Source organism: Euzebya pacifica, from assembly GCF_003344865.1.
GTDB classification, from domain to species: Bacteria; Actinomycetota; Nitriliruptoria; order Euzebyales; family Euzebyaceae; genus Euzebya; species Euzebya pacifica.
Genome location: NZ_CP031165.1, coordinates 724,889 through 751,608, shown reverse-complemented (window position 1 = coordinate 751,608; position 26,720 = coordinate 724,889). Strand labels below are relative to the sequence as shown.

General features: G+C 70.7%; 24 protein-coding genes, 2 tRNA genes and 1 other RNA gene. 9 read left to right on the top strand and 18 right to left on the bottom strand.

All coding sequences use genetic code 11. The annotated features are described in order from the left end of the window. Positions 1 to 64: 64 nt before the first annotated feature. Both DVS28_RS03040 and DVS28_RS03035 read left to right on the top strand, forming a co-directional pair. Positions 65 to 778 (top strand): SDR family NAD(P)-dependent oxidoreductase, encoded by a 714-nt coding sequence (locus DVS28_RS03040; protein ID WP_114590142.1) that lies wholly within the window; start codon positions 65 to 67, stop codon positions 776 to 778. Further along, entirely contained in the window at positions 775 to 1,854 is a 1,080-nt protein-coding gene (locus tag DVS28_RS03035) for an S-adenosylmethionine:tRNA ribosyltransferase-isomerase (RefSeq protein WP_216826357.1), read from the top strand. The genes DVS28_RS03040 and DVS28_RS03035 overlap by 4 nt, the downstream gene beginning before the upstream one ends. A gap of 10 nt (positions 1,855 to 1,864) precedes the next feature. Here DVS28_RS03035 and DVS28_RS03030 read toward each other — a convergent pair whose 3' ends face one another. The 7 genes from DVS28_RS03030 to DVS28_RS03000 all read right to left on the bottom strand — a co-directional run bounded on the left by DVS28_RS03030 (position 1,865) and on the right by DVS28_RS03000 (position 7,202). Then, a complete protein-coding gene (locus DVS28_RS03030) occupies positions 1,865 to 2,422 on the bottom strand; it encodes a hypothetical protein (protein ID WP_164709865.1) in 558 nt (185 codons plus the stop codon). 79 nt (positions 2,423 to 2,501) lie between these two features. Further along, positions 2,502 to 3,284: a class I SAM-dependent methyltransferase gene (locus DVS28_RS03025; protein ID WP_114590140.1), complete on the bottom strand. Its 783-nt coding sequence runs from the start codon at positions 3,282 to 3,284 to the stop codon at positions 2,502 to 2,504. A gap of 9 nt (positions 3,285 to 3,293) precedes the next feature. Next, positions 3,294 to 3,887 carry a recombination mediator RecR gene (recR, locus tag DVS28_RS03020; protein ID WP_114590139.1) on the bottom strand — a complete coding sequence of 198 codons (594 nt, stop codon included), beginning with the start codon at positions 3,885 to 3,887 and terminating at the stop codon, positions 3,294 to 3,296. Then, positions 3,888 to 4,202, bottom strand: a complete 315-nt coding sequence (locus DVS28_RS03015; protein WP_108666624.1) for a YbaB/EbfC family nucleoid-associated protein — start codon at positions 4,200 to 4,202, stop codon at positions 3,888 to 3,890. 42 nt (positions 4,203 to 4,244) lie between these two features. Then, a complete protein-coding gene (gene dnaX, locus DVS28_RS03010) occupies positions 4,245 to 6,143 on the bottom strand; it encodes a DNA polymerase III subunit gamma/tau (RefSeq protein WP_164709864.1) in 1,899 nt (632 codons plus the stop codon). A 149-nt stretch (positions 6,144 to 6,292) separates the two neighbouring features. After that, an RNA gene (ffs, locus tag DVS28_RS03005) (signal recognition particle sRNA small type) lies at positions 6,293 to 6,392 on the bottom strand. 54 nt (positions 6,393 to 6,446) lie between these two features. Next, positions 6,447 to 7,202, bottom strand: coding sequence for a S16 family serine protease (locus tag DVS28_RS03000; protein ID WP_114590137.1), 756 nt, complete (start codon positions 7,200 to 7,202; stop codon positions 6,447 to 6,449). A 39-nt stretch (positions 7,203 to 7,241) separates the two neighbouring features. Between DVS28_RS03000 and DVS28_RS02995 the strand changes: the two genes are divergently transcribed. Continuing rightward, positions 7,242 to 7,330: transfer RNA gene (locus DVS28_RS02995), tRNA-Ser, on the top strand. Between the two features lie 102 nt (positions 7,331 to 7,432). Next, the gene (locus DVS28_RS02990; protein WP_216826356.1) at positions 7,433 to 10,012 is read left to right on the top strand and encodes an EAL domain-containing protein; all 2,580 of its coding nucleotides are present in this window, start codon (positions 7,433 to 7,435) and stop codon (positions 10,010 to 10,012) included. A gap of 6 nt (positions 10,013 to 10,018) precedes the next feature. On the opposite strand, the gene DVS28_RS02985 is transcribed toward DVS28_RS02990, so the two are convergent. Together DVS28_RS02985 and DVS28_RS02980 are read right to left on the bottom strand one after the other, a co-directional pair. Next, a complete protein-coding gene (locus DVS28_RS02985; protein WP_114590135.1) occupies positions 10,019 to 10,477 on the bottom strand; it encodes a hypothetical protein in 459 nt (152 codons plus the stop codon). 139 nt (positions 10,478 to 10,616) lie between these two features. After that, complete coding sequence (locus DVS28_RS02980; RefSeq protein WP_108666619.1) at positions 10,617 to 10,820, bottom strand: cold-shock protein; 204 nt, start codon at positions 10,818 to 10,820, stop codon at positions 10,617 to 10,619. 241 nt (positions 10,821 to 11,061) lie between these two features. Between DVS28_RS02980 and DVS28_RS02975 the strand changes: the two genes are divergently transcribed. Then, positions 11,062 to 13,716, top strand: a complete 2,655-nt coding sequence (locus DVS28_RS02975; protein WP_114590134.1) for a putative bifunctional diguanylate cyclase/phosphodiesterase — start codon at positions 11,062 to 11,064, stop codon at positions 13,714 to 13,716. Between the two features lie 16 nt (positions 13,717 to 13,732). Here the strand turns inward: DVS28_RS02975 and DVS28_RS02970 are convergent, their stop codons facing one another. From DVS28_RS02970 to DVS28_RS02945, 6 genes are all read right to left on the bottom strand, one after another. Beyond that, positions 13,733 to 15,082 (bottom strand): EAL domain-containing protein, encoded by a 1,350-nt coding sequence (locus DVS28_RS02970; protein ID WP_164709862.1) that lies wholly within the window; start codon positions 15,080 to 15,082, stop codon positions 13,733 to 13,735. 135 nt (positions 15,083 to 15,217) lie between these two features. Then, on the bottom strand, positions 15,218 to 16,837 hold the full coding sequence (locus DVS28_RS02965; RefSeq protein ID WP_216826355.1) for a cell wall-binding repeat-containing protein: 1,620 nt from the start codon (positions 16,835 to 16,837) through the stop codon (positions 15,218 to 15,220). 140 nt (positions 16,838 to 16,977) lie between these two features. Then, the gene (locus tag DVS28_RS02960; RefSeq protein WP_114590131.1) at positions 16,978 to 18,735 is read right to left on the bottom strand and encodes a GGDEF domain-containing protein; all 1,758 of its coding nucleotides are present in this window, start codon (positions 18,733 to 18,735) and stop codon (positions 16,978 to 16,980) included. 110 nt (positions 18,736 to 18,845) lie between these two features. Beyond that, a tRNA-Ser gene (locus tag DVS28_RS02955) sits at positions 18,846 to 18,937 on the bottom strand. A gap of 76 nt (positions 18,938 to 19,013) precedes the next feature. Next, complete coding sequence (tadA, locus tag DVS28_RS02950; protein ID WP_114593954.1) at positions 19,014 to 19,475, bottom strand: tRNA adenosine(34) deaminase TadA; 462 nt, start codon at positions 19,473 to 19,475, stop codon at positions 19,014 to 19,016. 89 nt (positions 19,476 to 19,564) lie between these two features. Next, entirely contained in the window at positions 19,565 to 19,987 is a 423-nt protein-coding gene (locus DVS28_RS02945; protein WP_114590130.1) for an Hsp20/alpha crystallin family protein, read from the bottom strand. Positions 19,988 to 20,119: 132 nt separating this feature from the next. Here DVS28_RS02945 and DVS28_RS02940 point away from each other — a divergent pair, with 132 nt between their 5' ends. After that, positions 20,120 to 20,608 (top strand): hypothetical protein, encoded by a 489-nt coding sequence (locus DVS28_RS02940; RefSeq protein WP_114590129.1) that lies wholly within the window; start codon positions 20,120 to 20,122, stop codon positions 20,606 to 20,608. Between the two features lie 16 nt (positions 20,609 to 20,624). Here DVS28_RS02940 and DVS28_RS02935 read toward each other — a convergent pair whose 3' ends face one another. Next, positions 20,625 to 22,061, bottom strand: coding sequence for an SLC5/6 family protein (locus DVS28_RS02935; protein WP_216826354.1), 1,437 nt, complete (start codon positions 22,059 to 22,061; stop codon positions 20,625 to 20,627). Between the two features lie 153 nt (positions 22,062 to 22,214). On the opposite strand from DVS28_RS02935, the gene DVS28_RS02930 reads away from it, so the two are divergent. Beyond that, positions 22,215 to 23,147, top strand: coding sequence for a pseudouridine-5'-phosphate glycosidase (locus DVS28_RS02930; protein ID WP_114590128.1), 933 nt, complete (start codon positions 22,215 to 22,217; stop codon positions 23,145 to 23,147). Then, positions 23,144 to 24,034: a carbohydrate kinase family protein gene (locus DVS28_RS02925; RefSeq protein WP_114590127.1), complete on the top strand. Its 891-nt coding sequence runs from the start codon at positions 23,144 to 23,146 to the stop codon at positions 24,032 to 24,034. Before DVS28_RS02930 ends, DVS28_RS02925 begins: the two co-directional genes overlap by 4 nt. Positions 24,035 to 24,118: 84 nt before the next feature. Here the strand turns inward: DVS28_RS02925 and DVS28_RS02920 are convergent, their stop codons facing one another. Then, positions 24,119 to 24,592 carry a SixA phosphatase family protein gene (locus tag DVS28_RS02920; RefSeq protein WP_164709860.1) on the bottom strand — a complete coding sequence of 158 codons (474 nt, stop codon included), beginning with the start codon at positions 24,590 to 24,592 and terminating at the stop codon, positions 24,119 to 24,121. 73 nt (positions 24,593 to 24,665) lie between these two features. Between DVS28_RS02920 and DVS28_RS02915 the strand changes: the two genes are divergently transcribed. Further along, positions 24,666 to 25,352 (top strand): DNA alkylation repair protein, encoded by a 687-nt coding sequence (locus tag DVS28_RS02915; protein WP_114590125.1) that lies wholly within the window; start codon positions 24,666 to 24,668, stop codon positions 25,350 to 25,352. A 16-nt stretch (positions 25,353 to 25,368) separates the two neighbouring features. On the opposite strand, the gene DVS28_RS02910 is transcribed toward DVS28_RS02915, so the two are convergent. Then, the gene (locus DVS28_RS02910) at positions 25,369 to 26,610 is read right to left on the bottom strand and encodes an NHL repeat-containing protein (RefSeq protein WP_164709859.1); all 1,242 of its coding nucleotides are present in this window, start codon (positions 26,608 to 26,610) and stop codon (positions 25,369 to 25,371) included. Positions 26,611 to 26,720: the final 110 nt, after the last annotated feature.

The following is a 26,720-nucleotide window of genomic DNA, read 5'->3' as shown; positions in this document are numbered from 1 at the left end:
TGACTTCAACTATTACCGTCAGGAGCACCACACGCAACCCCCATCGACACGAAGGACGTCATCCATGCGCACCGCACTCATCACCGGCGCGTCCAAGGGCCTCGGCCTGGCCCTCGCCGACCGGCTCGCCGACCAGCCCGAGCCCTGGCACCTGATCCTGACCGCCCGCGGCCACGACGCGCTCGCCGTGGCCGAGGCCCAGCTGCGCAGCCGGACGACCGTGACGGTCGTGCCGGGCGACGTTGCCGACCCGGTGCACCGCGACCGACTGGCCGACGTCGTGGGCGAGACCGGACGCCTGGACCTGCTGGTCAACAACGCCAGCGACCTCGGCCCCAGCCCCCTCCCGGCCGTGGTCGACATCGACCCCGACCGCCTGCTGGCGCTCTACCGGACCAACGTCGTCGCACCGATCGCCCTGGTCCGGACGCTGCTGCCTGCCCTGCGCGCGACGGCCGGCACCGTGATCAACATCAGCTCCGACGCCGCCGTCGGCCACTGGCCCGGCTGGGGTCCCTACGGCAGCGCCAAGGCGGCGCTGGATCACCTGTCGGCGGTCCTGGCGGAGGAGGAACCGGCGCTCCACGTGCACGCGTTCGACCCGGGCGACATGCGCACCGACATGCATCAGGCGGCGTTCCCCGGCGAGGACATCAGCGACCGTCCGGAGCCGTCCACGGTGCCGCCGGCGATCCTGCGGCTGCTGCGGGACCAACCACCGAGTGGTCGGTATCGCGCGGCGGAGCTGCTGGCAGCCACCACCGGGGTCGGCGCGTGAGCGCGCTGGAGCCACGGTTGGCCTTCGACGTCCCCGCCGAACGCATCCCCACGAGCCCGCCGGAACGTCGGGGGCTGGCCCGCGACGGGGTCCGACTGCTCGTGGCCGATGGCACGGCCGTCATCCACGCGAGGTTCCACGAGCTCGGCCGGTTCCTGCGGCCGACCGACCTGCTGGTGGTCAACACGTCCACGACCCGACCAGCAGCGCTGCCCGGCCACACCGTGTCGGGCGATGCCGACGGGCGGCCCATCACCCGACACGCGGTCGTGCACTTCTCGACCCGTACCGACGAGGGCGACTGGGTCGTGGAGCTCCGGCAGCCCGACGGCAGCGGGCCGATCCTCGACGCGGCGTCGGGTGCCGTCGTGCACCTGGCCGGCGGGGGCCACCTGACCCTCGGCACCCCGGCCAGCGCAGGACCCGACGGCGACGGGACCCGGCTGTGGTCGGCCCGCGTCGACGTGCCCGGTGGACGCGTGACGACCCACTTGGCCGAGCACGGCCGCCCGATCACCTACGGCGGCGCACCAACCTGGCCGCTCGAGGACTACCAGACGGTGTTCGCCCGCCACCCGGGCAGCGCCGAGATGCCCTCGGCCGCCCGACCGTTCTCGTTGACGTTGGTGGCGGACCTGGTCAGCCGTGGCGTCGTGCTGGCACCCCTCCAGCTGCACGCCGGTGTCAGCTCGCAGGAGGCGGGCGAGGCCCCCGGGGCCGAACGGCTTCGGGTCGGCGAACGCACGGCGGCGTTGGTCAACCACACACGGGCCAGCGGCGGACGCGTCATCGCGGTCGGCACGACGGTCACCCGGGCCCTCGAGACCGCGGCGGACGCCACCGGCACGGTCCGTCCCATCCGGGGATGGACGGACCTCGTGATCACCCCGTCACGTGGCGTCTGGGTCGTCGACGGGATCATCAGCGGCTGGCACGAGGCGGACGCGTCCCACCTGCAGCTGCTCGAGGCGGTCGTCGGCCCCCGAGTGCTGGCCGCCGCCTACCGACAGGCGATCGACGTCGGCTACGACTGGCACGAGCTCGGGGACTCCGCCCTGCTGCTGCCGGAGCGCTGATCGGTCGGCGTCAGACCTGGTCGGTCGACAGCTGCAGCGACAGGTCGACCTCCTCCAGCTCGTCCCCACGATCGGTGGCGACGACGAGGAGCGACACGTCGTCCATGTCCCACATCGTGCGAAGGGCGTCACCGACCTCCTGACGGTCACGCTCGACCCAGCCGAGCGCCGGCAGCTCTTCGGCGTAGAACGACATGATCGTCGTCGGCGACGCGGCGGTGACCACGTAGTTCTGGGTCTGGACACCGTTCACGTCCTGGGGGGCACCCACGGGAGAGGCACCCTCGGGGACCGGCACGTCGGCGAAGCTGCCCGCCACGAACCCATCGTCACCGATCGCCGGCTGCTGTTCGCCGGCCTGCTCGTCCGGCTGGTTCTCGGCGTCATCGACGTCATCGGAGAAGGGCTCGATGGGGTCGCTGTCGAGCACCTCCTGCTCCTCGGCCTCGGTGATCGCGTCGTCGTCGTCGTTGCAGGCGGTCAGCGAGAGGCCGAGCACGAGGGCCATCAGGACGGCAAGTGGACCGGAGAAGAAGCGGGGGAAGGGCAGGGAGGAAGGCGTGCGCAAGGGGGTCACCTCGGACGGGGACGGGAATGAACGGAGTTCTCATCTGAGGTACCCGACGACCCCTCGCCCGCAAACGCGCCTACGGCCTGCGCACCCACCACGCCTGTTCGCTCGGCCAGCGGTTCGCCCACGTCGGCGTGATCGCGAACGTCACCTCGTCACCCGTCGCGGGACAGCGGGGTTCGCGGTAGTCCTCCACGACGAAGCCGACGTCGCGGAACAACGCCATCCAGCCCGCGGTCGGCAAGCAGAACTCGATCCCACCCGGTTCGTCGACCGCGTCGGTCCAGTCCAGGCGATGCAGGTCGAACCAGCCACGGTGCAGCGTCGTGTCGATCGGCACCGAGCCGTCCATCGGTGCGGTGACATGGGCCAGCGGATGCGTGCCGAGGAAGACCAGCCGCCCACCGGGCCGCAGCAGCCGAAAGGCCTCGGGCACCCAGCGGTACGGGTCGCACCAGATGGCGGCGCCGTACTCCGAGAGGGCGAAGTCGACGCTGCCGTCGGGCAGCGGCACGGCCTCGGCGTCGCCGTGGATCAGCTCCAGCTCGATGCCGTGCTGCTGGGCGAGACGCGTGGCGGTCGCCAGCTGGCCAGCGGAGTTGTCGATGCCGACGACACGGCGAGCGCCTCGCCGCGCCATCCATGCGCTGCCGTATACCGTCCCGCAGCCCAGCTCGACGACGTCCAGCCCGGTCAGGTCGTCGGGCAGCAACGGGACCTCACCGTTGTCGATGCCCCAGATGCCCCAGACGGGGGCCTCGCGTGCCCAGTTGCGTTCACCGGAGGCGACCCACTCGTGGGCGTTGTCATCCCAGTGGTCCCGGTTGACCGCCACGTGTTCGCCGGACTGCTCGGTCATCGCGGGAACCTACATCGCCGTTCGGCCGGCGAAGGCCCGTCCCAGCGTGACCTGATCGGCGTACTCGAGATCACCACCGACCGGTAGACCGCTGGCGATCCGCGTGATCGAGACCTCCAGCGCCTTCAGCTGCTTGGTGAGGTAGCTGGCGGTGGTCTCGCCGTCGACGGTGGGGTTCAACGCGAGGACGACCTCGCTGATGTCCTCGATGCCCATGCGCCGCAGCAGCTCGGCGATGTGCAGCTTGTCGGGGGTGATCCCGTCGATGGGCACGATCATGCCGCCGAGCACGTGGTAGCGGCCACGGAACTCGCCGGTCTTCTCGATCGCCTGCACGTCCTTGGGTTCGGCCACCACGCACAGCACCGACTGGTCCCGCTTGGGGTCGCGGCAGATCCGGCACTCCTCGGCCTCGGCCACGTTGAAGCAGCGCTGGCAGAAGTGCACGTCGCGCGCGGCCGCTGTGATGGCCTGTGCCAGGCGTTCGGCGTCGGCACGGTCGGTGCCGAGCAGGTGGAACGCCAGCCGCTGTGCACTCTTGGGACCGATGCCGGGCAGTCGGCCGAGCTCGTCGATCAGGGTCTGGACGGGGCCTTCGTACACCTAGATCAGGCCGGGCGGCAACCCGAGGCCACCAGCGATCCCGCCCATCATCTCGCCCTCGAGCTCCTTGGAGGCGCGCACGGCGTCGTTGCAGGCCGCAACGATGATGTCCTGCAGCATCTCGACGTCGGCAGGGTCGACCGCTTCGGGGTCGATGGTGATCGACAGGAACTCGCCGGCCCCGTTGACCTTCGCCTCGACCATTCCGCCGCCGGCGGAGCCGGTGACGGTCTCGGCCGCCAGCGCTTCCTGCGCCTTCTGCATCTTCTTCATCATGGCCTGCGCCTGGCGCATCATGGCCTGCTGGTTGCCCATCGTGTTCTCCTGGGTCTCGCGTTCGCGGGTGAGCCTACTGGCCTACCCCTGGGTGTCGCTCGTGACTTCGGCCCCGAGGACCGCGGTCAGCGTGCGGATGGCCGCGTCGTGTGCGGCTGCCTCGTCGGTGACCTCGCCAGCAGCTTCCGCTGCCTCGTGGTTGATGACTGCCGACGCCTCGTCATCAACCTTCACGTGAGGGGACGGTGGATCCTCCTCCACGGCACCGACGGTCGCCCGTATCCGGTACCGCGTCCCGACCACTCGCTCGACGATGTCGGCGACGGTCCGCGCGCTGTCGCCGTCACCTGCCTGCTGGGCGTGGAAGTCGAAGGCGAATCGCAGGATCACCGCCCCTTCGGAGATGGCGATCGGTGTGCCCTCCCCGAAGATCGCGGCCAACCGTCGGCTCGAGCCACCGAGCATGTCCATGATCGCCGGCCACGCGTTGACGATCGCCTGCAGGTCAGCTGCCCCGCCGCCTGCCGGTGCCTGTTCGGCGGCAGGTGCCTGCGGCTCGGGACCGGGCGGGGGCGTGGGTTCGGGCGCAGGGGCGGGGGTCGGCTCGGCCTGCGGGGGTGGTGTCGTCGCTGGCGCTGTCGGCTCGGACGCAACGGGCTCCGGCTCGGGAGCGGTGGGCGCCGGCTCGACTGCAGTGGGCTCCGGCTCGGGCGCAGCTCCTGTCCTGTGCGGCGCTGGTTGCGACGTCGACGCCGGAGCGGGCGCTGGGACGGACGGCGCAGGGGCAGAGGCTGCTGGCGGGACGGCCATGGCCGGGGTGGTCGATGGTGCCGCCCCGTTGGCCACCGAGGCCTCGACCCGTTCCAGCCGCGCGGCCAGCGACTGCACGTCATTGCCGGCCTCGGGCAGGGCGGCCTTCGCCAGGGCGATCTCGAGCGGGAGGCGCGTGTTGCCCCGACGCATCTTCGGCTGGGCGTCGTTGAGCAGCTCGACGGCACGCAGGAGGTCGGCGACCCCCGTGCGGTCGGCCTGTGCCTTCAGCTCGGCGACACGGTCGGGCGTCGCCTCGATCAGACCGGCGTCGGGCGCAGCCCGGAGCAGGACCAGCGACCGCAGGTGTTCCACGGCGTCGGTGGCGAACTGTCGCAGGTCGGTGCCGCCGTCCGCAACGCGGTCCACGACACCCAGCACACCCGCGACGTCGCTGTTGGCCAGGTGACCGGCCAGGGCGTCGAGCAGGGTGGCGGGCACCGAGCCGAGCACATCGGCGACACCCTCTGCCGTGACGTCGCGGCCGGTGAACGCCACGACCTGGTCGAGGACCGACAGGGTGTCGCGCACGCTGCCGTCGCCGGCGCGGACGATGGCGGCAAGGGCGTCGTCGGCGAACGTGAAGCCCTCGAGGTCCCCGAGCCGGCGACAGTGGTCGGCCAGCACCTTGGCCGGCACCCGTCGGAAGTCGAACCGCTGGGTGCGCGACAGCACGGTCGGCAGCACCTTGTGGGGTTCGGTCGTGGCGAACACGAACACGACGTGGCCGGGCGGCTCCTCGATCGTCTTGAGGAACGCGTTCCACGCCTGGGTGGTCAGCATGTGGCACTCGTCGACGATGTAGACCTTCTGCCGCGCGATGGCGGGGGTGAAGGCCACCCGGTCGACGAGGTCGCGAACGTCCTCGACCTTGTTGTTGCTGGCCGCGTCGATCTCGATGACGTCCGGCGCCGTGCCGTTGCGGATCGAGCGGACGATCGGGTCGTCCTGATCCGGGGTGGAGGTCGGGCCCTCGGTGGCGTTGAGTGCCATCGCGAAGATGCGCGCGCTGGAGGTCTTGCCCGTCCCCCGCGGCCCCGTGAAGAGGTACGCGTGGTGCCACGACCCCGAGTCGACGGCCCGGGCCAGCGTGGTCGTGACGTGGTCCTGGCCGACCACCTCGGCGAAGGTGGCCGGTCGGTACTTGCGGTAGAGCGAGACGTGCGCCAATGGGTGGCCTTCCTCCGGATCGAGGACGGGTGGGCTGATGGACTCCAGAGTCTGACTCGTGGGTGTGACACCGCGCACCCCGGCCGACTGGCTCGACTGTGGACGGGCGATCCGACGCCGAACGCAGCACCGCCGTGAGTGTCACGGACGAGTCCGCGGCTTGGCCATGGCACCCGTCGCAGACCGCTTATGGCTGCTGCCTTCCGGCCCTGACCAGGTTCACGGTGCGACGTCGCATGGGACCTCGGACCCGTCCGTGTCATCCACGGCGGGGTCGACCACTATAGCGGCCACCGGACCGACTCACCGAGCCGAGAGCAGCTGCACGGCCTCTGCGACGCTGCCCACGCCGATGACCTGCATGCCCGACCCATCGGGGACCGCCGTCCCGGCATCGCTGGCCTGCGCCGCCGGGACGAGGAACACCGCGGCGCCGGCCCGCGCAGCGCCCCGTACCTTGTCGGCGACCGAGCCGACACCGACCACCGTCCCGTCGGGCAGGACCTCACCCGTCGCGGCGATGGATCGGCCGGCAGCCAGGTCGCCGTCGTCGAGCACGTCGTAGGCCGCGAGGCTGGCGGTGAGGCCTCCCGAGGGTCCGCCGACGCGGTCATCGGCCACATCCACCACCACCGGGCCGTGATCGGTCAGGGCCGCCGCGATGTCCGCCGCGAACCCGAGTGATGCGCGGAACCGCGCCTGCTGCTCGGCGACGAAGGCGTCCTGGTCCACGCTGGCGGCCATGAACGCCGTCCGCGGCACGACCCTTGTGTCCGGGTCGCCCCACGAACGGACCAGATCGGCGACGTCGGCGTCGTCCAGGGCGATCGTCGTGACCAGGAAGTCCCCGGACAGCACGTCCTCGGCCAGAACCCCGTCCACGGTCATGGTGGCGGACAACGAGATCGCGTCGCCCGGGACCACGGTGAAGGCCGGCAACGGAAGCCCCGACACCACGACCGCGACGAGGGCCAGGACCAGCATCCAGACCAGTCCAGCCCGGGTCCGGACCGCTCGTGACCGGCCGGACAGCCCCTCGGATGCGTCGGTTCGCTGCACAGTCGCTATACTGCCTCGTCCGCGGGTTCTGCCCGCAATGGAGTCGTCGCCTAGTCCGGCCTATGGCGCTGTCTTGGAATGGCAGTTGGGTAGCAATGCCCTCGGGGGTTCGAATCCCCCCGACTCCGCTCGATACAGACGCGAGGCATCATCATCACGATGAGGACCTCCTCGCAACGCCCTCGGCTCAGGTCCGAGGACAGGGGGCCGATCAGCGGCACATGCCCCCTGTGACCGAGACGCAACCGCTCCCGTCGGAGGCGTCGCCGACAAGCGTCCTCCTCGTCGAGGACGACCGGGCCACCGCCGCGCTCACCAAGGCCCTCGTGCAGGAGTCCGGGACGTACGTCGTGGAGTGTGAGGCCGACCTGGCGTCGGCGCTGCGCCGCATCACGTCGACCGCCTACGACTGTGTCCTGCTGGACGTCCACCTGCCGGACGCACACGGTGCCGACGCGGTCCGGAGGATCCGACGGATCGCGCCCGGGCTGCCGATCCTGCTGCTCAGCGGCATGGAGTCCGGCGCCCTGCAACGCCTCGCCATCCAGTCAGGTGCCCAGGTCAGCCTGCCCAAGGACCACCTCGACCGGGACCTGCTGCAGTCCGGCATCAGGACGGCGATGGACCGCGAGGCCGTCGAGGCCACCCACGGGTACAACCGGCGGCTGGCCGAGCTGCTGGAGATCGCGGGGGGCATCCAGCACATCGGCGACCGCATCACCCGGGTCCTCGACGTCGTCCGGGCCAACCTCGGGATGGACCTCGGCATCGTTGCCCGCATCGAGGGCTCCCGGTACGTCGTCGAACACGTCGCCAGCACCGATGACGACCCCACGGTCGGGACCGAGTTCGAGCTCGGTTCGACGTTCTGCTCGTTGACCGCGGCAGCCGATGACGTCGTGGCCATCGACCACACGGCCGTCTCCAGCCATTCGGGACACCCCTGCTACCGGGACCGGGGGCTCGAGAGCTACATCGGCGCGCCCCTGGTCGTCGGCGGCGCCCGCCACGGCACGGTCAACTTCAGCTCCGCCCAGCCGAGCGCACAGCGATTCCAGCGTCACGACTTCGACTACGTGCGCAGGGTGGCGGACCTGATCGGCGGCTGGGTCCACGAGTACCTGCAGGACGTGCAGCTCGGCGAGACCCGCGAGCGGTTCCGCCTGGCCTTCGACAACGCCCCGATCGGCATGGTCATCGCCGACCTCGAGGGCACGATGACGCAGGTCAACCATGCCTTCGCCAGCGCCATGGACACCCCGGTCGAGGACCTCCTCGGATCGTCCGTCCTCGACGTGACCCACCCCGACGACGTGGCCGCCGGCCGGGAGCTGATGCGCGGCTTGCTGTCGGAGGAGGGCACCAACACGCTCGAGAAGCGCTATGTCCGGCCCGACGGACGGTCCTGGTGGGGGCAGGTCCACGTGTCGGTCCTCCGGAACGCCGACGGGGTCCCCCAGTCCTTCGTCACCCAGATCCTGGACACCACCGAACGCCGGGCCACCCAGCGTCGCCTTGCCGACATGGCCCTGCACGACTCCCTCACGGGGCTTCCCAACCGTGCCCTCCTGCAGGACCGACTCGCCCAGGACCTGGCCACCGGTCAGCGCGAGGGAACGACCACCGCGGTGCTGTTCCTCGACCTCGATCGCTTCAAGCACGTCAACGACACCCATGGCCACGCCGCCGGCGACCAGCTGCTCAAGGTGCTCGCCGGCCGCCTCGACCAGGTCGTCCGCCCCCACGACACGGTGGCCCGACTCGGCGGGGACGAGTTCGTCGTGGTCTGCACCGACATGACCGACCACGCCGACCTCGACGTCGTCATCAGCCGGATCAGCGAGGCCATCGAGCAGCGCGTGATGCTCGACGGGGCAGCGGTGACGGTGGGCGTCAGCATCGGGGTGGCCTTCGCCGACCCCGGAACGAGCGCAACTGCGGAGTCGCTCCTGCGCGACGCCGACGCCGCGATGTACCGCGCGAAGGGGCGGGGACGGGCACGCGCAGAGGTGTTCACCCAGGCCCTGCGTGACGACGTGGCCCGCCACGACGCCATCACCCGCGAGCTGCACGACGCGATCATGTCCGCGTCGTTGACCGGTGAGCCGTCCACCGATGGCCTCCGGGTGGTGTACCAGCCGCTGCTCGCGACCGCCGACGACCGGCCGTGCGGTGTGGAGACGCTCGTCCGGTGGCAACACCCCACCCTCGGGTTCCTGTCCCCCGACGAGTTCCTGTCCGCTGCCGAGGAAACCGGCCTGATCATCCCCATGGGCCGCTGGGTCCTCAGCCGGGCCCTGCGCGACTGGGCCGGTAGCGACCTTCCGATCTCGGTCAACCATGCCGTCGCGGAGATCGCCGCCCCCGACTTCGTCGAGTTCGTCCAGCAACAGCTCGAGGTGACCGGCGTCCCTCCCGACCGCCTCTGCATCGAGGTCACCGAGTCCTCGGTCCTGGAGGACCACGGTTCGGCCATGGCCGCGTTGCGGCGCCTCCGCGGGCTGGGAGTCCGGCTGGCCATCGACGACTTCGGCGCCGGATACACCTCGTTGGCCCACCTCACGGACTCGCCGTTCACCGAGCTGAAGATCGACCGGTCGTTCATCACCAACGCCGGCGAGGCGCAGTGGTCGATCGTCGAGGCGATCGTTCGGGTGTGCGACACCCTCGGCCTGCACAGCGTCATCGAGGGGGTCGAGGACCTCGACAGCCTCGAGCGCGCCCGATCCATCGGTTGCGACGCCAGCCAGGGATACGTGCACAGCCGTCCGGTCCCGCTCGCACAGGCACGGACGATCGTCCTCGCCTGAGGGCACTCAGCGGCTGGCGCTCCACTCCTGGACCAGCCGAAGGGCCGTCTCACGAGTGCGGGTGGCCAACCAGCCGGCGTTGAAGTCCAGGACCTCCACGCTGCGGGTGGTCCGCTCGCTGTTGCTGGCCGGCAGCCGCAGGTCGTCGGTCAGGACGATCTGCTGGGCCAGTCGGTCGTGGCTGACCAGGAGCGTCGAGGTGGGGGCGGTCCGTGCGACCCTGAGGCGCAGCAGTGCCCCCGGTGACTCCGTCAGCTCCATCTGGGCCGAGTACCCACGGCTCGTCATGGTGTTGACGACCGGCTCCCACGCGTCGATCACCGCGCCGCGAATGCGCTGTGAGAGCGCTGCAGCCGACTGATCGGCAGCGCTGCGGACATCCGCGGCGGCCGCATCGTGGGCCCTGATGGTTCGCTGCAGCTCGTCGATACGGCCAGCCAGCTCGAGATCCAGGTCGTCACTCATGATCCGCGGAGCCTACGCCGGGCGTCGTCTGGATGGGACCGACGCCGGGACGAAAGGTCGAAAACTGACTCGAGGCCGACCAGAAGGTCGACCTCGATGTGCGTTGCTGCCCGAGACGGGCGGCGACACGGGTGTGGGGCTAGACCGGCTTGACCTGCTGCGCCTCGTCACCCTTGCGGCCCTGGCCGATCTCGAACTCGACCTTCTGACCCTCGTCGAGGGTCTTGAAGCCGGAAACCTGGATGTTGGAGAAGTGCACGAAGAGGTCTTCGCCGCCTCCGTCCGGGGCGATGAAGCCGAAACCCTTTTCGGCGTTGAAGAACTTAACGGTACCAGTTGTCACATTAATCGCTTCTGTCAGTGGTTGACACTTCCGGTCAACCGTTTGTGTAACGAGCCGAACGACATCGCATCCGACTCCCGGAGGAGCCTACGCGCAATCGCAAGCCTCCGCCGCTGTCCGTGTGGCCCACGTCCGCCACCGCACCCTGGGCGACCAACTCGGGACCGTTCGGGGCGAAGGGTGTGCTCACGAGAGACGCGGAGGTGTCGATGACAGCACAGACGTGCGACGAACCCGGACGATGACCGCCGCGAGGCTCCCCATGGGGGTCGTCCTCCTGGTGTCCGCTGCCGTCCTGCACAGCCGACTCCCCCCGTCGTGGCACCTCCCCTGGGTACTGGTCATCGCGATCGTCGCCCCCCTGAGCGTGTGGGGCGGGATCCGCCACAACGATCCCCCGCGGTCCGCGGGCTGGCACCACGTCGCGGCCGGCTTCAGCGTCTACTGCGTCGGCGAGGTCATCGTCGCCCTCGACCTGCTCCTCGTCGGACCCGGACACTGGGGCAAGCCCGTGGGGACCGCCGTCGGCATGATCGGCTGGCCGTTCGTGGTCAGTGGCGCACGCCGCATGGTGGCCTCGGGTCAGGCCCACCTCGACCGCGAGGCCCTCCTCGATGCGGCCATCATCACCGTGGGCGTGGCCTACGTGGGCTGGTACACCGTCATCCTCCCGCAGGTGGAACGCAACGGGTTCCTGGAGTTCAGCGCCCTGGCCTCGACGGCGTTCTGGACCCTGTCGGTCCTGGTGTTCGGCCTGCTCGTGGCCAAGGCCATGTCCCCCGGCGCCTGGTCGCCCAGCCTGGGACTCTTCGCGATCGCCGCGATCACCGGCGGATCGAGTGCGGCCATCTACCGGGGCCTGGAGTTCGACCACGCCTGGCAGTCCGCGCCGATCACGCGGATCACGATGGCCGTCGCGTTCGCCGCGATCGCAGCCGCGACCCGGCACCCATCGATGCTCGCCAGCGCACCTCGGGACCGGGACCCCCGGATCTGGCCTCCGATCGTGGTTGTCGGTGTCGGCGTGTCGGTGCTGTGCGTCGGCCTGTTCCTGGCCGCCCTCGGAGTCCTGCCCGCCCCCGAGGTGGACATCCCCGGCATGTCGGCAAGCGGTGTGGTCGTGGTGCTGCTCGTCGCTCGTATCGGCCTGACGTTGCGAGCCCGTGAGGACGCCAAGTCCGAGATCACCCGGAAGGAGGCTCGGTACCGCTCCCTGGTCGAGCACGCCTTCGACGGCACGTTGTTGGCCGACCGGGACGGCATCGTGCGCTGGGGCAGCGGCAACACCGGCTCGGTGACGGGACGGGGCATCGACCAGATGCGCGACCGAAGCCTGTTCGAGGAGGTCGACCCGCGCGACCTCGAGCGGTTCGTGGACGAGTTCCAGCAGTGCGTCGCCGTTCCGGACGCCCGCATGCGGGGCACGACACGGCTGGCGCCCACGGGGGGCGCAGCTCGCTGGATCGAGTACTCGCTGGTCAACCAGCTCGACAACGAGGCCGTCGCCTCGGTGGTCGTCAACTATCGCGACGTCACCGATCAGCAACAGGCCAGGGAAGCGCTGGTGCACCAGGCCACCCACGACCAGCTGACCGGCCTGCCGAACCGACAGCAGCTCATCGACCGACTCGAGGTCGTCACCACGCAGCGGGCCCCCGGACGTGCGGCAGTGCTCTTCCTCGACCTCGACCACTTCAAGGTCATCAACGACAGCCTCGGCCACCAGGCCGGCGACAAGCTACTGGTGGCCGTGGCCGAACGGCTTCGCCGAGTGGTGGCCGATCGAGGGACCGTGGCCCGACTCGGCGGCGACGAGTTCGTGATCCTGTGCGAGGACGTCGGCGGCAGCGTCGAGGCGGTGGCGATCGCCGGAGACATCTGTGATGCACTCGACGCCACCGTCCCGCTGGGCGCCCACGAGGTGTCGGCCCACGCCAGCATCGGCGTGGCCCTGCACACCACCGCCGAGGACACGCCGGTCTCGTTGCTGCGCGAAGCGGACACGGCGATGTACCGGGCGAAGGAGCAGGGCCGCAACGGCTTCGTCGTCTACGACGGGTCGTGGGCGGCGTCCACTGCCACCCGGCTGTCCCTGGAGGGAGCGCTGCGACGAGCCCTCGAGCAGGACCGCCTGGAGCTGCACTACCAGCCGATCGTTGACCTCGTCAGCGGCAGGACGCTGGGGTTCGAGGCGCTCCTCCGCTGGACCGGAGACACGCTGGGCGGGTCCACGCACCCAACCCTCGTGCGGCGCCCGACCCCGCTGGAGGTCATCACAGTGGCCGAGGAGTCGGGGCTGATCTATCCCCTCGGCGAGTGGGTCGTGCAACGGGCCTGTACCGACCTCGCCCACCTGCTCCACCGAACCGACGGCAACGACGACCTGTTCGTGTCGGTCAACGTCTCGGGCCTGCAGCTGCGCCGACATGGTTTCGGCCACGTCGTGCACGAGGCGCTCGTGGCCTCCGACATCCCGGCCGACCGCTTGATGATCGAGCTGACCGAGAGCGTCCTGGTCGAGCAGTCCTCTGCAGCGCAGGAAACGATGGGCGAACTCCGTCGGCAGGGCGTGCGCCTGGCGATGGACGACTTCGGCACCGGCTACTCCGCCCTCACCAACCTCAAGCGGTTCCCCTTCACGACCGTCAAGATCGATCGCGGGTTCGTGGAGGACCTCGACGGCCACGATGCCGATTCCGGAGTCGTGCGCGCGGTCCTCGGGATGGCGGCTGCGCTGGACCTCCAGGTGGTGGCCGAGGGCGTGTCGACCGACGCCCAGCGACGGGCCCTCGAGCAGCTGGGGTGCACCCGTGCACAGGGCTACCTGTTCGGCCGGGCGGTCCCGCTCGACGACGTGATCGCCTCGCTCGAGGCAGCGGCCGCACGGACGGCCTGACGGCCTGGAGAGGCAGTCAGATGACGAGTCGGCCGTCGAGGTCGACCACAGGGGACGACAGCCGGCGCATCAGGAACTCCGCGACCGCAGAGACCACGTCACGTTCCTGCGACCAGCAGACCTCCAGCAGCCGATGGCCGCTGCCGTCCACCTCGTCGGCGTCGAAGGCCACGACGACCGCAGCCTGATGTGGCGCGATGCTCAGCAGGACCCACTCGTTGTTCATCTCCTCGCCGTGGGGCAGCGGGCTGGTCTGCCACCCCCGGTCGGTGGACGAGGCGAGGTCAAGCCCCACGGCGCCGCAGAAGCAGGCCTGACTGCGCAACCGGGAGAGGCGTTCCTCAGGGGTGCCCCAGGGTCCCTCGCCCGGAGGGAAGCTGGCCAGCACGACCGGCGCCTCGCGAGAGAACATCGCGGCCTGCTCGACCTGGGCGAAACGACGACGCACGGCAGCTTCCGGGAGGGTCTGTTCCTGCGCCCCCGCCGACACGATGCTCCATGGCGACTCTGCCGTGGTGGTCGGTGGAGGCGCGAGCAGCGGGACGACCCGTCGAGGCCGCGGCAGCTTCGCCGGAAGGTCACCGGGCCGTCCGAACAACCAGCCCTGCCCGAGCTGGGCACCCAGCTCGTGGGTGGCCCGTTCGGCGTCCTCGGGCTCCTCGATCCCTTCGGAGAGGACGAGCGCGCCGGTCCGCTGGGCGTACTCGTGCACGGCCTCGAGCACACGCTTGTCCTCGTCGTCGTGGACGTTGCGAACCAGGTGGGCGTTCAGCTTGACGACATCGGGTCGGACGAACGGCAGGAGCGCCAGGCTCTCCGAGGTCGCGCCGACGTCGTCGAGGGCAACTCCCCACCAGCGCTTGCGCGCGTAGCTCAGCCAGTGGAGCAGCTCGGCGGGACGCTCCAGCAGCGCACGTTCGGTGACCTCCAGGACGATCCGCAGGTCCTGCTGTGCACGCTTGAAGGTGAAGTAGAGGTCCTCGGGGGCCCGGGTCGCCGCCACGTCGGGTTCGACGTTGATGAACAGGGTGAGCGCCGTGCCGAACCCGGCCTGCATGGCGGTGTCCATCGCGGTCGCACGGCAGATCCAGTCGAGCTCCTGCACGAGGCCGAGGTCGCGAGCCGTCCCGAACAACAGGTCGGGACGTTCCATCGGCGTTCCCGCCGGGCCGCGCGCCAGCGCCTCGAAGGCGATAGTCTCGCCGGTGGAGAGGTCGACGATCGGCTGGTAGATCGATCGGACCTGGCGCTGCTCGAGGATCCGGTCGAGATGCCGGGCTCGGTTGTAGGGCTGCGCGGCGAGGCGTGCGGCACGCTGCGCGCGCGTGGGCGACGGCCCTGGGCCGGACGTCGAGTGGAGGGCCACTGCCGCCAACCTCCTTCGTCGTCGCTGCGGACCGGGAAACCCGTCACCCTCGCAATCGGCAGCCATCCAACGAACTGAACCCCCCGACGGGTTTCGTCGAGGGGTTCAGGGGGCTTCACGTTTTGCGACCGCGTCCTAGTGGTACGTGGTCACCTGTTCGCCGATGTAGAGGAACTCCCACAGGAAGTCCATGTCGCCGTCGTAGACGCGGGCGCAGCCGGCGCTGGCCGCGTACGTCGGGACCGAGGGGTAGCCGTGGAAGGCGTAGCCGCGGTGGAAGAACACCGGCCGGTACATGTTGTTGCGCGTCTGGCGGTAGTTGCGCATCTCGTAGACCCGCCAGGTCCCGATCACCGTGGGGGTGGAGGACTTGCCGGTGGAGGTGTGCACGACGTGCTGCACGCGACCGTCACGGACGACGAGGACCAGCTGCCGACCGATGTCGATCTCCATGTGGTCCGGTTCGAGGTCGGGACGGCGCGGCTCCAGCCACGCACGGTCCAGCATCGCGAGGAACTCGGCTTCGCCGAAGTCGCCGGTGTTGGCCATGCCGTTGACGCTCTGCATGGCGAACGTCATCCAGACGGTCTGGGCGTCGGGCTGCCCGTCGACGGGTCCCACGTGGTAGCCCATCCGGGTCAGCTCCTCCTCCACGCAGTAGAAGCTGCGGGTGTTCCCCTGTCCGAGCTGGCACTGCACGACGGTCGACACCGCGGCGTCGCCACCCATGACCCGCACCCACTCGGTCCCGTCTGCGGCCAGCCACTGGGCGACCTCGTCGGGAATCGACATCGGGTCGGTCAGCAGCAGCGGGGCACGGTTGGAGATGCCCGCGAGGACGCCACCGGTCAGGCCGTCGGCGAACGTGGTCCCGCTGGCGACGACGGGCGGACCGTCGAGGCCGGAGGCCCGCAGGTGGTTGGCGACTGCCAGGGCGGTGCCGTACCGGTTGGACCCGGCAAGGCGGGTGACGTTGTCGACCTGGGCGACCACGGCGTCGGGGACGACCGCCTCGCCACCGATGACGATCACGTCGTCGGCGTCGAGGGCGTCGCGCTGGTCACGGACCCAGCCGTCGAAGCCCTCGGTCCCGACCAGGACCAGCGGCATCCGCAGGCCGGTCGCCAGGGCGCTGGCCGACAGGGAGTCGGCGAACGAAAGGGCGGATGCCACGATCAGCGTGTCGGCGGCGCCGGCCTCGTCGGCGGCACGGGCCAGGGCCGCGGAGGTGGCGTGCACGTCCTGCGCGACGATCGTGGTGACCTCGTCGGCGACCTCGTTGGCGGCGTCGGCGACGCTGTCGGGCAGCGTGCCGACGACGGTGATGGTCTCCGGCGCCAGGCGCTCGAGCTCGGCCACGGTGTCGGCATCGAGGCCAGCGGGACCGGCGAGGAGCATCGGGGCGCGCAGGACACCGGCGAGGGACGCCGCGGGGAGCGCCTCGTTCCAGGTCTCACCGGGGGCGACGATGACGTGCCGTGCGCCCTCGGGCCAGCCGCGCTGGCTGGCCTCGACGGCGGTGCCGTAGCGGGTGGCGCCGGCGACCCGGTCGACCGGGACCGCATCGAAGCTGATGCCCGACAGGCTGACCGATGGGCCCGGATAGGCCGCGAAGCTGGATGCCGGGCGGTCGGGCTCCGTCGGGTCGGCTGATTCCTGGGCCGACGCCGGCGCGGCCAGCAGGCTGCACACCATCGCCATCACCGTGATGACAGGCGCCCACCGCGCACGTCGACTGCTCGTTTCCCCCAGCATTGGCCTGTTCCCTTCGTGGATACCGCGTGACATCGCGCACATCGTAGTGCGCCTCCCCACCTCCGCAGGCCGCTGCGGAGGTGGGGAGGCGGTCCGCCCGTCAACCGAACGGACCGCCCCACCCCCACATCGTGTGCCGCTCAGCCGGGGGCCGTCCCCGCGAGCAGCCGTGTCTCGAGCTCGACAGCCGTCCCCGGCCGACCGACGAGATGACCCTGCGCCCGGTCGCAGCCCGCCGATATCAGGGTGTCGAGCTGTCCAGCGGTCTCCACACCCTCCGCCACGACGAGGAGCCCGCGAGCGTGGAACAGCTCGATGAGGGCGCCCACGACGTCGCGGAGCTGCGCCTCCGATCCGAGTCCACGGACCAACGCTGGATCCAGCTTCACGTACTCCAGCGGCAGCTCCCAGACGGTGTTCAGCGCACCCGTGCTGCCCCCGAAGTCGTCCAACCCGAGGTGCACACCGCTGTCGTGCAGTTGCTCCAGCCCCCGCGTGACCGCAGGCGAGCGGATCTCGAGCCGTCGTTCGGCGACGTCGAGGTGCAGGGCATCGCAGGGCATCTCCGCTGCCTCGAGCGCCTCCAGCATCCGGGGGACGAACCGGTGGTCGGCGAAGTGGTGGACGTTGACGTTCAGCACGAGGCAGTGCCGGGAACCGGTGCCGAACAGCTCCCGCCACCGCCGAGCCCGTGCCAGCGCCGTGTTCGTCACGACGGTGTCCACCGCTGGCATGAGGCCGACGGACTCGGCAACGCCGATGAACTGCTCGGCTCGCCGCTCGTGTCGGGTGTTGGGGTCCCAGAGCCGGGCGAACGCCTCCACGGCCACCGTCTCGCCGTCGGAAAGGTCGACGATGGGTTGGTAGACCACACGTACGCCGTCGGTGGACAGCGCCTGCCGCAGGAGGTGCTGGGTGTGGGCGCGGCCGACCTGGATTCGCCGCAGGTGGGTGTCGAACTCGACCCACCGGTTGCGTCCGAGCTCCTTGGCCCGGTACATCGCCGTGTCGGCTTGGCTGATCACCGTTGCCGCGTTGAGCGTCGGATCACTGGTCAGCGTGACCCCGAGGCTGAGCGTGCACGAGACCCACGCCCCATCGATCTGCATCGGCTTCTGGCCGACGGCGATCAACCGGTCGGCGAACTCCGTTGCGTCGCGGGGGTCGACCAGGTCCTCGGCCACGACCGCGAACTCGTCCCCGCCGATGCGGGCCAGGGTGTCCTCGGGGCGAAGGACCTTCTTGAGGCGCTTGGCCATGCGCCGAAGCACCTCGTCCCCGACGGCGTGGCCGAGGGCGTCGTTGACGACCTTGAACTCGTCGAGGTCCACCAGCGCCACGAGGAGCAGTCCGCCGGACCGCATCAGCCTGGTGATCGCATGCTGGGCACGATCCAGCAGCACCGTGCGATTCGGCAGCCCGGTGAGCGGGTCCGACGCACCCACGCTCGTCCCGTCCGCGGGCGGGATGGGCATCGAGCGCTCCCGTACGGAGACCACGATGGTCTTGTGCCCGTCGTCGCTCGTCACGGCGCTGCTCAGCTCGACGGAGTGGTAGCCGTCGCCGCCGACCCTGAGGCGGGCGGTCGTCATGACCCGCGTCGTTGCGCCGTCGAGCAGCTCAGCGTGGTCGGCTTCGATGCGGGGGGCGTCCTCCGGATGGACGAGCTCGGCGAGCCGACGCCCCAGCACATCCTCGTCCTTCAGGCCCATCGAGTGCAGACGATCCCTCGATGCGTAGGCCACGTGCCCGTCGTCGAGCAGCGCCAGCAGCAGGTCCGGCGCCGCGTCGAGCAACATCCGGCCCTCGAACGGTCCCCGGCCGCCGTTCGGCTGCGGTGGAGTGGCCCGAGCCGACGACGCGCCGGCCGGTACTCCTGCCGCATCACCTGCAGACATGCCGGGGCCTCTGGGAAGGCGCCACCGGGGTCCAGAGCAACGCGGATCGAAATCCTGTAACTGCAGCGAGTGCAGTGACCGGACCCTAGCACGCGGATCTCGTTGGCTGGTGGTGGTGGAGGAGGGATTCGAACCCTCGAGGAGCGTGAACCCCTACGCGCTTTCGAGGCGCGCGCACTCGGCCGGACTATGCGACTCCACCAGGTTGTCCCCCGACCGCGAGGCACGGGGATCGGAGATGATACCCGTTGCCCCCGAGGACGTGCACACCGCGGGTGTCAGCGGCTGCGGGCGCGACGGCGTTCGGCGAAGAAGTCCTTGAGCAGCCGGCCGCACTCCTCGGCCCTGACATCGGCCACGACCTCGGCCCGATGGTTGAGCCGGGGGTCGTCGGCGATCTGCATCAGCGAGCGGACCGCACCGGCCTTGGGGTCGGTGGCGCCGTACACGACACGATCGATGCGGGACAGCACGATCGCGCCGGCGCACATGGCGCACGGTTCGAGGGTCACGACGAGCTCGCAGCCGTCGAGGCGCCACAGGCCCACCTCCTGCGACGCGGCTCGCAACGCCAGGATCTCGGCGTGGGCCGTCGGGTCACCGTCGAGCTCGCGCTGGTTGCGGCCGACGCCGATGACGTCCCCGTTGCGGGCGACGACGGCCCCGACGGGTACGTCGTCGTGGGTGCGGGCGAGCTCGGCCTGCTCGATCGCGAGGGCCATCAGGGCGTCGTGGTCCATGCCGATCACCGTAACCGGCCCGGGCAGCCGACAGCCCCTCCCGTCGGGAGGGGCTGTGTGGGGCAGGGGCTGTGCGGTGATCGCGCCGATCAGGCGGTCGCGGTGATCGGGATGCGGTGCGGCTGCTTCTCGCGCGGCTTGGGGACCCGCAGCTCGAGCACGCCGGCGTCGAGGTTGGCCGTGATCTGCTCGTGCTCGACGCCCTCGGGCAGGGAGAAGCTGCGCTCGAAGCGGCCCACCGACCGCTCTCGGCGGATCCACTGGTCGTCGGCGACCTTCTCGTCGGCGTGCCGCTCGAGGGAGACGGTCATCTGGCCGTCCTCCACGGCGATCTGCAGGTCGGGCTCACGCATGCCGGGCACGTCCATGCGGATCACGAACGCCTCGTCGGTGCGGAAGATGTCGGCAGGGGGCAGCCAGCTGGAGCTGCTGCCGGTTCCCGCGAGGGTCCGGCTGACGTCGCGCTGCATGGCGGCCAGCTCACCCCAGGGATCCCAACGAACGATGGACATGACACGTACCTCCTTGACACGAGCGGGACTCTGACTGGTAGGAAACTTGAGTCCTATGGACGCAGATAAATGTACGCGCCGGCACGCGGCGTGCAACCCTCTTTTCGGCCGTGGCGGGCTACCGTTGCGGCCGTGGACCGTGACGCCATCGCTGATCACATCCGGCAGGAGGTTCCTGCTGGCTGGTTCGACGCGATCGAGGTGACCTGCGACCGCGAGGAGATCCTGGTCATCGGCACGCTGCGCCCTGTCGCCGACGAACCCGACGAGCAGTGCATCACCCGCTTCCGGGAGGAGACGCGGGAACGCCGCATGCAGATCGCCCGACGGGCGGAGGGACGGTTCGAGCGGAAGGTGTCGTGGGGCGCCCGCTGCGGCCCGACCACGGCGCTGTTCACGACGGTGTCCACGCCCGCGATGACGCGGCTCCGCCTGCCCGAACGCCGGGTGCTGGACACCCTCATCGACGCGGGCATCGCCCGGTCCCGCTCCGACGCGCTGGCGTGGTGCGTCCGGCTGGTGGGCGCCAACGAGAAGGAATGGCTGGCCGAGCTGCGCGAGGCGTTCGCCGCCGTCGAACGCGCTCGCGCGAAGGGCCCATCGGGCAACCCGCCCAGCTGACCCTGGCCTGTGGGCGTCAGGCGCCGACGGTCTCCCGGTCGACGGCGACCAGCCCCTCGGAGATGTCGTCGAGCACGACCTCGCGCCGCCCGGCCAAGCACACGAGCACGGTCACGATCGCCGAGCAGAGGAGCGCCCCCGCGAAGGGGGGAAGGGTGGGTGTGGCGCCCGGGATGGTCGCCAGCTCGAACCCCTCGGCCAACGAACCCGTGGTCACCGTGCCGCCGAGGACGGCACCGACCAGGCCAGCGACCGCGCCGCTGATGGCGCCGGCGGAGGTGGCGCGGGGCCACAGCCCGGCCAGCAGCGGCACGACGACCCCGGCGCACAGCAGGTCGGCGATGAGGAACAGGCGCAGGACACTGAAGCCCTGGAAGGCCACCACGACCGCGGGAAGCATCAGCCCCACCGTCACCAGGCGCGCACCACCGAGCTTCATGCCGGGCACCTCGGCCCCCACCAACGAGAACAGGCCGGTCTCCAGGGTGTCCACCGACGAGGCGACGAGCGCGACGCCCAGGACCACGACGATCCCGCCGATGACGGCCGGCAGGCCCGTGGTCATCGCGAAGAACGGCACCGGGGACACGTCCAGGCCCTGCCCGGACCCGGCAGCGACGATGCCGAACAGTCCGACCAGCAGGATGACCGGCACCGTGAGCCCCGCGCCCAGCCACGCGCCACGACGCAGCGCCCGTTCGTCCTTGGCGGCCCAGACTCGCTGCCAGTAGCCCTGGTGGAACATGTTGGCTGCGGTCACGGCGATGGTGAGGGTCAGGGCCACCTCGATGCCGATGCGGTCGACCCCCAGCAGCCCGCTGCCCGTGATGGCCTCACCGGGCGAGGACAACGACGACACGACGGCGACGAACCCCACAGCGAGCAACGCCACGATCAGGCCGGCCTGCCAGCGATCGGTGACCAGCGACGCCCGCAGCCCACCCACGCTGGTGTAGGCCAGCGTCGCCAGCGCCACCGCGACGACGGTGAAGCGGGCGTCGACACCCGCAACGATGCCGGTGACCCCGGCGACCGCCGTCAGCTCGGCGGTCACGAACAGGAACATGTAGGCCACCGACACCGCGAAGACCCACGCGGCGAACGGCCGGCCGTAGCGCAGCCGGGCGAACTGTCCCAACGACTGGCCCTGCGGCACCGCGGTGCGGATGCGGCGTCCCAGCGCCGCGAACAGGATCACCGGCAGGGCACCACCGACGGCGTATCCGAGCAGGCCGACCAGGCCGACCCCTGCACCCACCTCGGGTGGGGCGAACAGGATCCAGGCACCCATGCCAGCAGCCAGGAACGACAGCCCCAACGTCGTCGCGGACTGGCTGTTGCGAGCCGTCGTCCACTCGTCGAGGTCGGTACCCCGGCCAGCCCGCAGGCCGAGGACGACGAATGCGATCAGGGTCACGAGGACGATCCCGACGCCGAATGCAGTTGCCACCATTGGTTCGCGCTCCCTTCGCCGGTGCTAACCGGATCAGGTTCGTGGGGTCTGCTTCGCGTCCCGGTCGGACGGTGCACTCTCAGCCGTTGGCTCCCCCGGCGTGCCGTCGAGTCTAGGGTGGCGAAGTTCGCCCCGTCCAAGGAGTCCAGACCAATGACCGCCGTGCCCCACCCGTTGCTCGTCAGCGACGAGGTCCAGCAGGCGCTTGCCGACGGCACCGGGGTGGTGGCGCTGGAGTCCACGCTGATCGCCCACGGCCTGCCGCGAGGGCAGAACCTCTCCGTGGCACGGGAACTCGAGGCGATCGTCCGCAAGGCCGGGGCCGTCCCGGCCACGATCGCCGTCGTCGACGGCCAGCCCAGGGTGGGACTGGACCCCGAGGCGCTCGAACGGATCGCCACCGACGAGGAGGTCGCCAAGCTGTCGATCCGCGACCTCGGCGTCGCCGCAGCCCTCGGTCGGACCGGCGCGACCACCGTCGCCTCGACCGCCCACCTGGCGGCGCTGGCCGGGATCGGCGTCTTCGCCACCGGGGGCCTCGGCGGCGTGCATCGCGAGGCGCGTGACTCGTGGGACGAGTCCGCGGACCTCTCCGCGCTGGCCGGGACACCGATGGCCGTCGTCTGCGCCGGGGTGAAGTCGGTCCTCGACGTCGCCGCCACCCTCGAGCGGTTGGAATCGCTCGGCGTGCCCGTCCTGGGTTTCCGCACCGAGGCCTTCCCCGGTTTCTACCTGCACTCCAGCAAGGAACCGCTGGACTGGCGAATCGACACCGCCGAGGACGTCGTCGCCGTCATGGACCACATGACCGGGCTCGGGCTGGACGACCGCGCCGTGGTCGTCGCCAACCCCATCCCGCAGGACGAACAGCTCGACCCGACCATGCACGACCGGGTCCTGCACTCCGGCCTGGCCCTGCTGCAGTCCCGCCGGATCCGCGGCAAGCAGGTCACCCCGTTCCTGCTGGACCACTTCCACACCGCGACCGGGGGTGAGAGCCTGCGGGTCAACATCCGCGTGGTCGAACGCAACGCGGCCCTGGCCGCCGACATCGCCGTGGCCCGCGCGACGAGCCGTCGGGCATGACTCGTCCGGCCACCGTCGTCGTGGTCGGGGATGCGCTGGTCGACGTGGTCGTCCGCCCCCTGGAGTCCGTCCAGCCGGGCAGCGACACTGCGTCGACGATTCGCTGGCGCAGCGGCGGGGCGGCAGCCAACGTGGCCCGCGCCATCGCCGATCAGGGTGGTCGGGCACGGCTCGTGGCAAGGGTGGGCGACGACGTGGCCGGGACCTTCCTCACCGATTCGCTCCATCGCCACGGGGTCGCGGCGCACGTGGTGCGTGATCCCGATCGTTCGACCGGCACCGTCGTCGCGCTCGTGGGGGCCGACGATCGCGACATGCTGACCGACCGCGGGGCCAGCGCCCACCTCGGCCCCGGCGATCTTCGGTCCGGTTGGCTCGACGACGCCGCGCACGTGCACGTCAGCGGGTATGCCCTGCTGTCCCCGACGACGCGTGCGGCCGGCCTGCATGCGATGCAGCGAGCACGCGAGGCCGGCATCCCGGTCAGCGTCGACCCGGCCTCGGCAGCCCCGCTGCGTCGCATCGGGGCCGACGCGTTCCTGACGATGTTGCCCCCGCGCGTCCTGCTGACTCCCAACGCCGACGAGGCCCGCATCCTGGCCGGTCGCGAGGACGTCGAGGAGGCCGCCTCGTGCCTGGGCGCCCGCACCGGCGAGGTGTTGGTCAGCCGGGGCGCAGGCGGGGTGGTGTGGTCGGACGGCCGGACGGTCCTGCGCCGCAGCGCCGTTGCCGTGACTGGCGCCGTCGATCCGGTCGGGGCAGGTGACGCGCTGGTCGCCGGCCTGCTGACCGCGCGGGTGGCCGGCCACCCCCTGGAGGTCCAGCTCGACGAGGCCCTGGTGGCCGCGGGGCGTGCGGTCGGCCGTCCCGGCCCGTGGACCGGGTGACGTCACCTGTTGGGCCGGTCGTTACCTGTTGGGCCGGTCGTTACCTGTTGGGCCGGTCGTTACCTGTTGGGCCGGTCGTTAGATTCAGTCGTGGAACGCCGTCAGGTCGGCGCAGGCCGCGGTGATCTCGGCCCACGCGCAGTCGACGTCGAGGACCGCGATCGCGCCCGGCTGGAAGGCATGGACGAACGGATCGCCGAGCAGCCCCTCCACCAGGTGACCGACCGTCGGCAGGTGCCCGACCACCAGCACCGTCCTTGCATCGCGAGGCACGGTGGCCAGCCGGCTCACCAGCGTCTGCGCGCTCGCCTCGTAGATGCCGTCCTCGACCGCCACCCGTACCCCGTCGGGGAGCCGGAGGGCCTCCAGCGTCTGGACGGTGCGCAGCGCCGAGGAGCACAGCACGTCGGTCGGTGACAGCTCCGCGACCAGGCCCGCACGCGCTTCGGCGGTCGAGGTGCCGAAGGGGCTGAGCGCCCGATCCCGGTCGGCCTGCCCGGGGTGGCCCGGTTCGGCATGCGCATGGCGCATGACCAGCAGCCGACGGCGATCGTCCATGTCTCGGGAGCCTAACGCCCACCCGGGCTGGATCGGCGAATCCGCGTCAGGTGCGGTACCGTCCGCTGACGCCATGAACCCCGCCGAACTCGTAACCGCCCTGTCGGACGCATACAAGGCCAACGCCGACGACAAGCAGGCGTCGGAGATGTCGGCCTACATGCGCGACCAGTTTCCCTTCTTCGGGATCAAGGCCGTGCAGCGCCGCGCGCTCGATCGCGACGTCGCCGGCCGCGGTCCCGGACGCCCCGAACACCACTACCTGATCAAGGTGGTCAAGGACTGCTGGGGGCGCGGCGAGCGGGAGTTCCAGTACTTCGCCGTCGACTACATGCGCAAGCACTACCGTCGGCTGGACGCGTCCTTCCTGGACCTCGGCCGTGAGCTGGTGGTCACCAAGGCCTGGTGGGACACCGTCGACGGGCTTGCCGCCGGCGTGATCGGTCCCTTCGTCCGTGCGCAGGGCACCGTCGAGGCGATGGACACCTGGGTCAAGGCCGACAACGTCTGGGTCGTCCGCACGGCGCTGCTGCACCAGCTGGCCGCCAAGGAGGACACCGACGTCGAGCGGCTGTTCACCTACGCCCTCCAGCGGTCCGCCGACACCGACTTCTTCATCCGCAAGGCCATCGGATGGTCGCTGCGGCAGTACGGTCGCACCGATCCCACGGCGGTCAAGCGGTTCGTGGCCGCCAACGAGCAGGCCTTCGCGCCGCTGGTGGTCCGCGAGGCCATGAAGCACTTGCAGCCGAGCAGCTGAGCCTGGCCGGGGGCCGTCAGGCGAAGACGTCGTCCCACGCCCGGACGGTGTCGTCGACGATGCCCCACAGGCGATTCCCCTCGAACGCCAGCCCCCACGTGACGCCGTCCGTCGGCAACGTGCCGATCCAGCGCAGGTCCGCGTCGTAGAGCTGCACCCCGTCGAGGGTCGACACCGCCAGCCGCGACTCGCGGTCCACCGCCAACCCGAGGGCCAGGTCCCATGCACCGGGGCCGAGTCCCTCCCCCGACAGGAAGACCCGGCGAGTGCCGTCGGGTTCGAACACCCACAGGCCGTTGCGAATGCCGTCGCCGACGCTCGTCCCGACGGCATGGACCACGCCGGCGGCGTCGGTGGCCATGCGGTCGACCCGGTCGGTCGGCTGCAGTCCCGAGTCGACGCGCCGGACCTCGTTGCCGTCGCGGTCGATCCAGACAAGGTCGGTGGTCGCACCCACCCGTTCGAGCAGGACAGCCCCGCCGGCGTCGAGCGGCGCGACGGCCTGCAGGACCTGGATCGGCCCGCCGCCCGCCAGCTCGACCCGGCCGCGAAGGACGCCGGTCGGGCCGTCGTAGGCGAAGACGTCGAATCCACGCTGTGCGTGGACCGTGCCGTCGGAGGCGACCACCATGGACGTCAGCGGTGCCTCGCTGTCCGCCACGAACCACTGACCCTCGTAGTGCCCCTCGGTGTCGAGCCGCACGATCCGGCCGGTGCCAAACTCGCCCACGTACACGTTGCCGCCCTCGTCGACGCCGATCTCCCGTAGGTCGACGAAGGGGGCCAGCTCGGCGCCCTGACCCTCCAGATCGATCCCCTGCGCTCCGGGGTCGACGAGCACAGGTGGAGCCGCGTCGCCGCCCCCCTCGAGCTGCCCACGAACCGGTTGGCCGTCGACGACCTGCCCGCTGCCGGCGTCCCCGACCTCGAGGACCGTCGTTGGGGCGAGGAGGACGAGCGCCGCCACAACTGCTCCCGTCAGGAGGAGCACCGCGACGATGACGACCGCCAGGCTGGTTCCACGGCCACGGGGAGAGGGTGGGCTGCCAACGCCTCGGGCAGCTGGAGCCCAGTCCTCCGGTGCGGGTGGCGCGACGGGGACGGACGCAGCGGGGGCGGGCCCCGGCGAGGACATCGGATGGCTGGAGTCCCCCTGAAGGCGCACGTGGTTGCCACAGAAGTCGCAGGTCACCCGCTCCCCCGGCGCGCCCTCCGGCAGCCGGCCGTTGCAGGTCGGACAGGCCACCTTCCGCGCCATCCCACGCTCCTTGTCGCCATCGAGACCGTCCGTTGGGCAGCCTACGCCCGGTCGAGACCCGCAGTTGTCACGGACTAGTGAATCCGCGGAGTACGCGCATCCGCGTACCG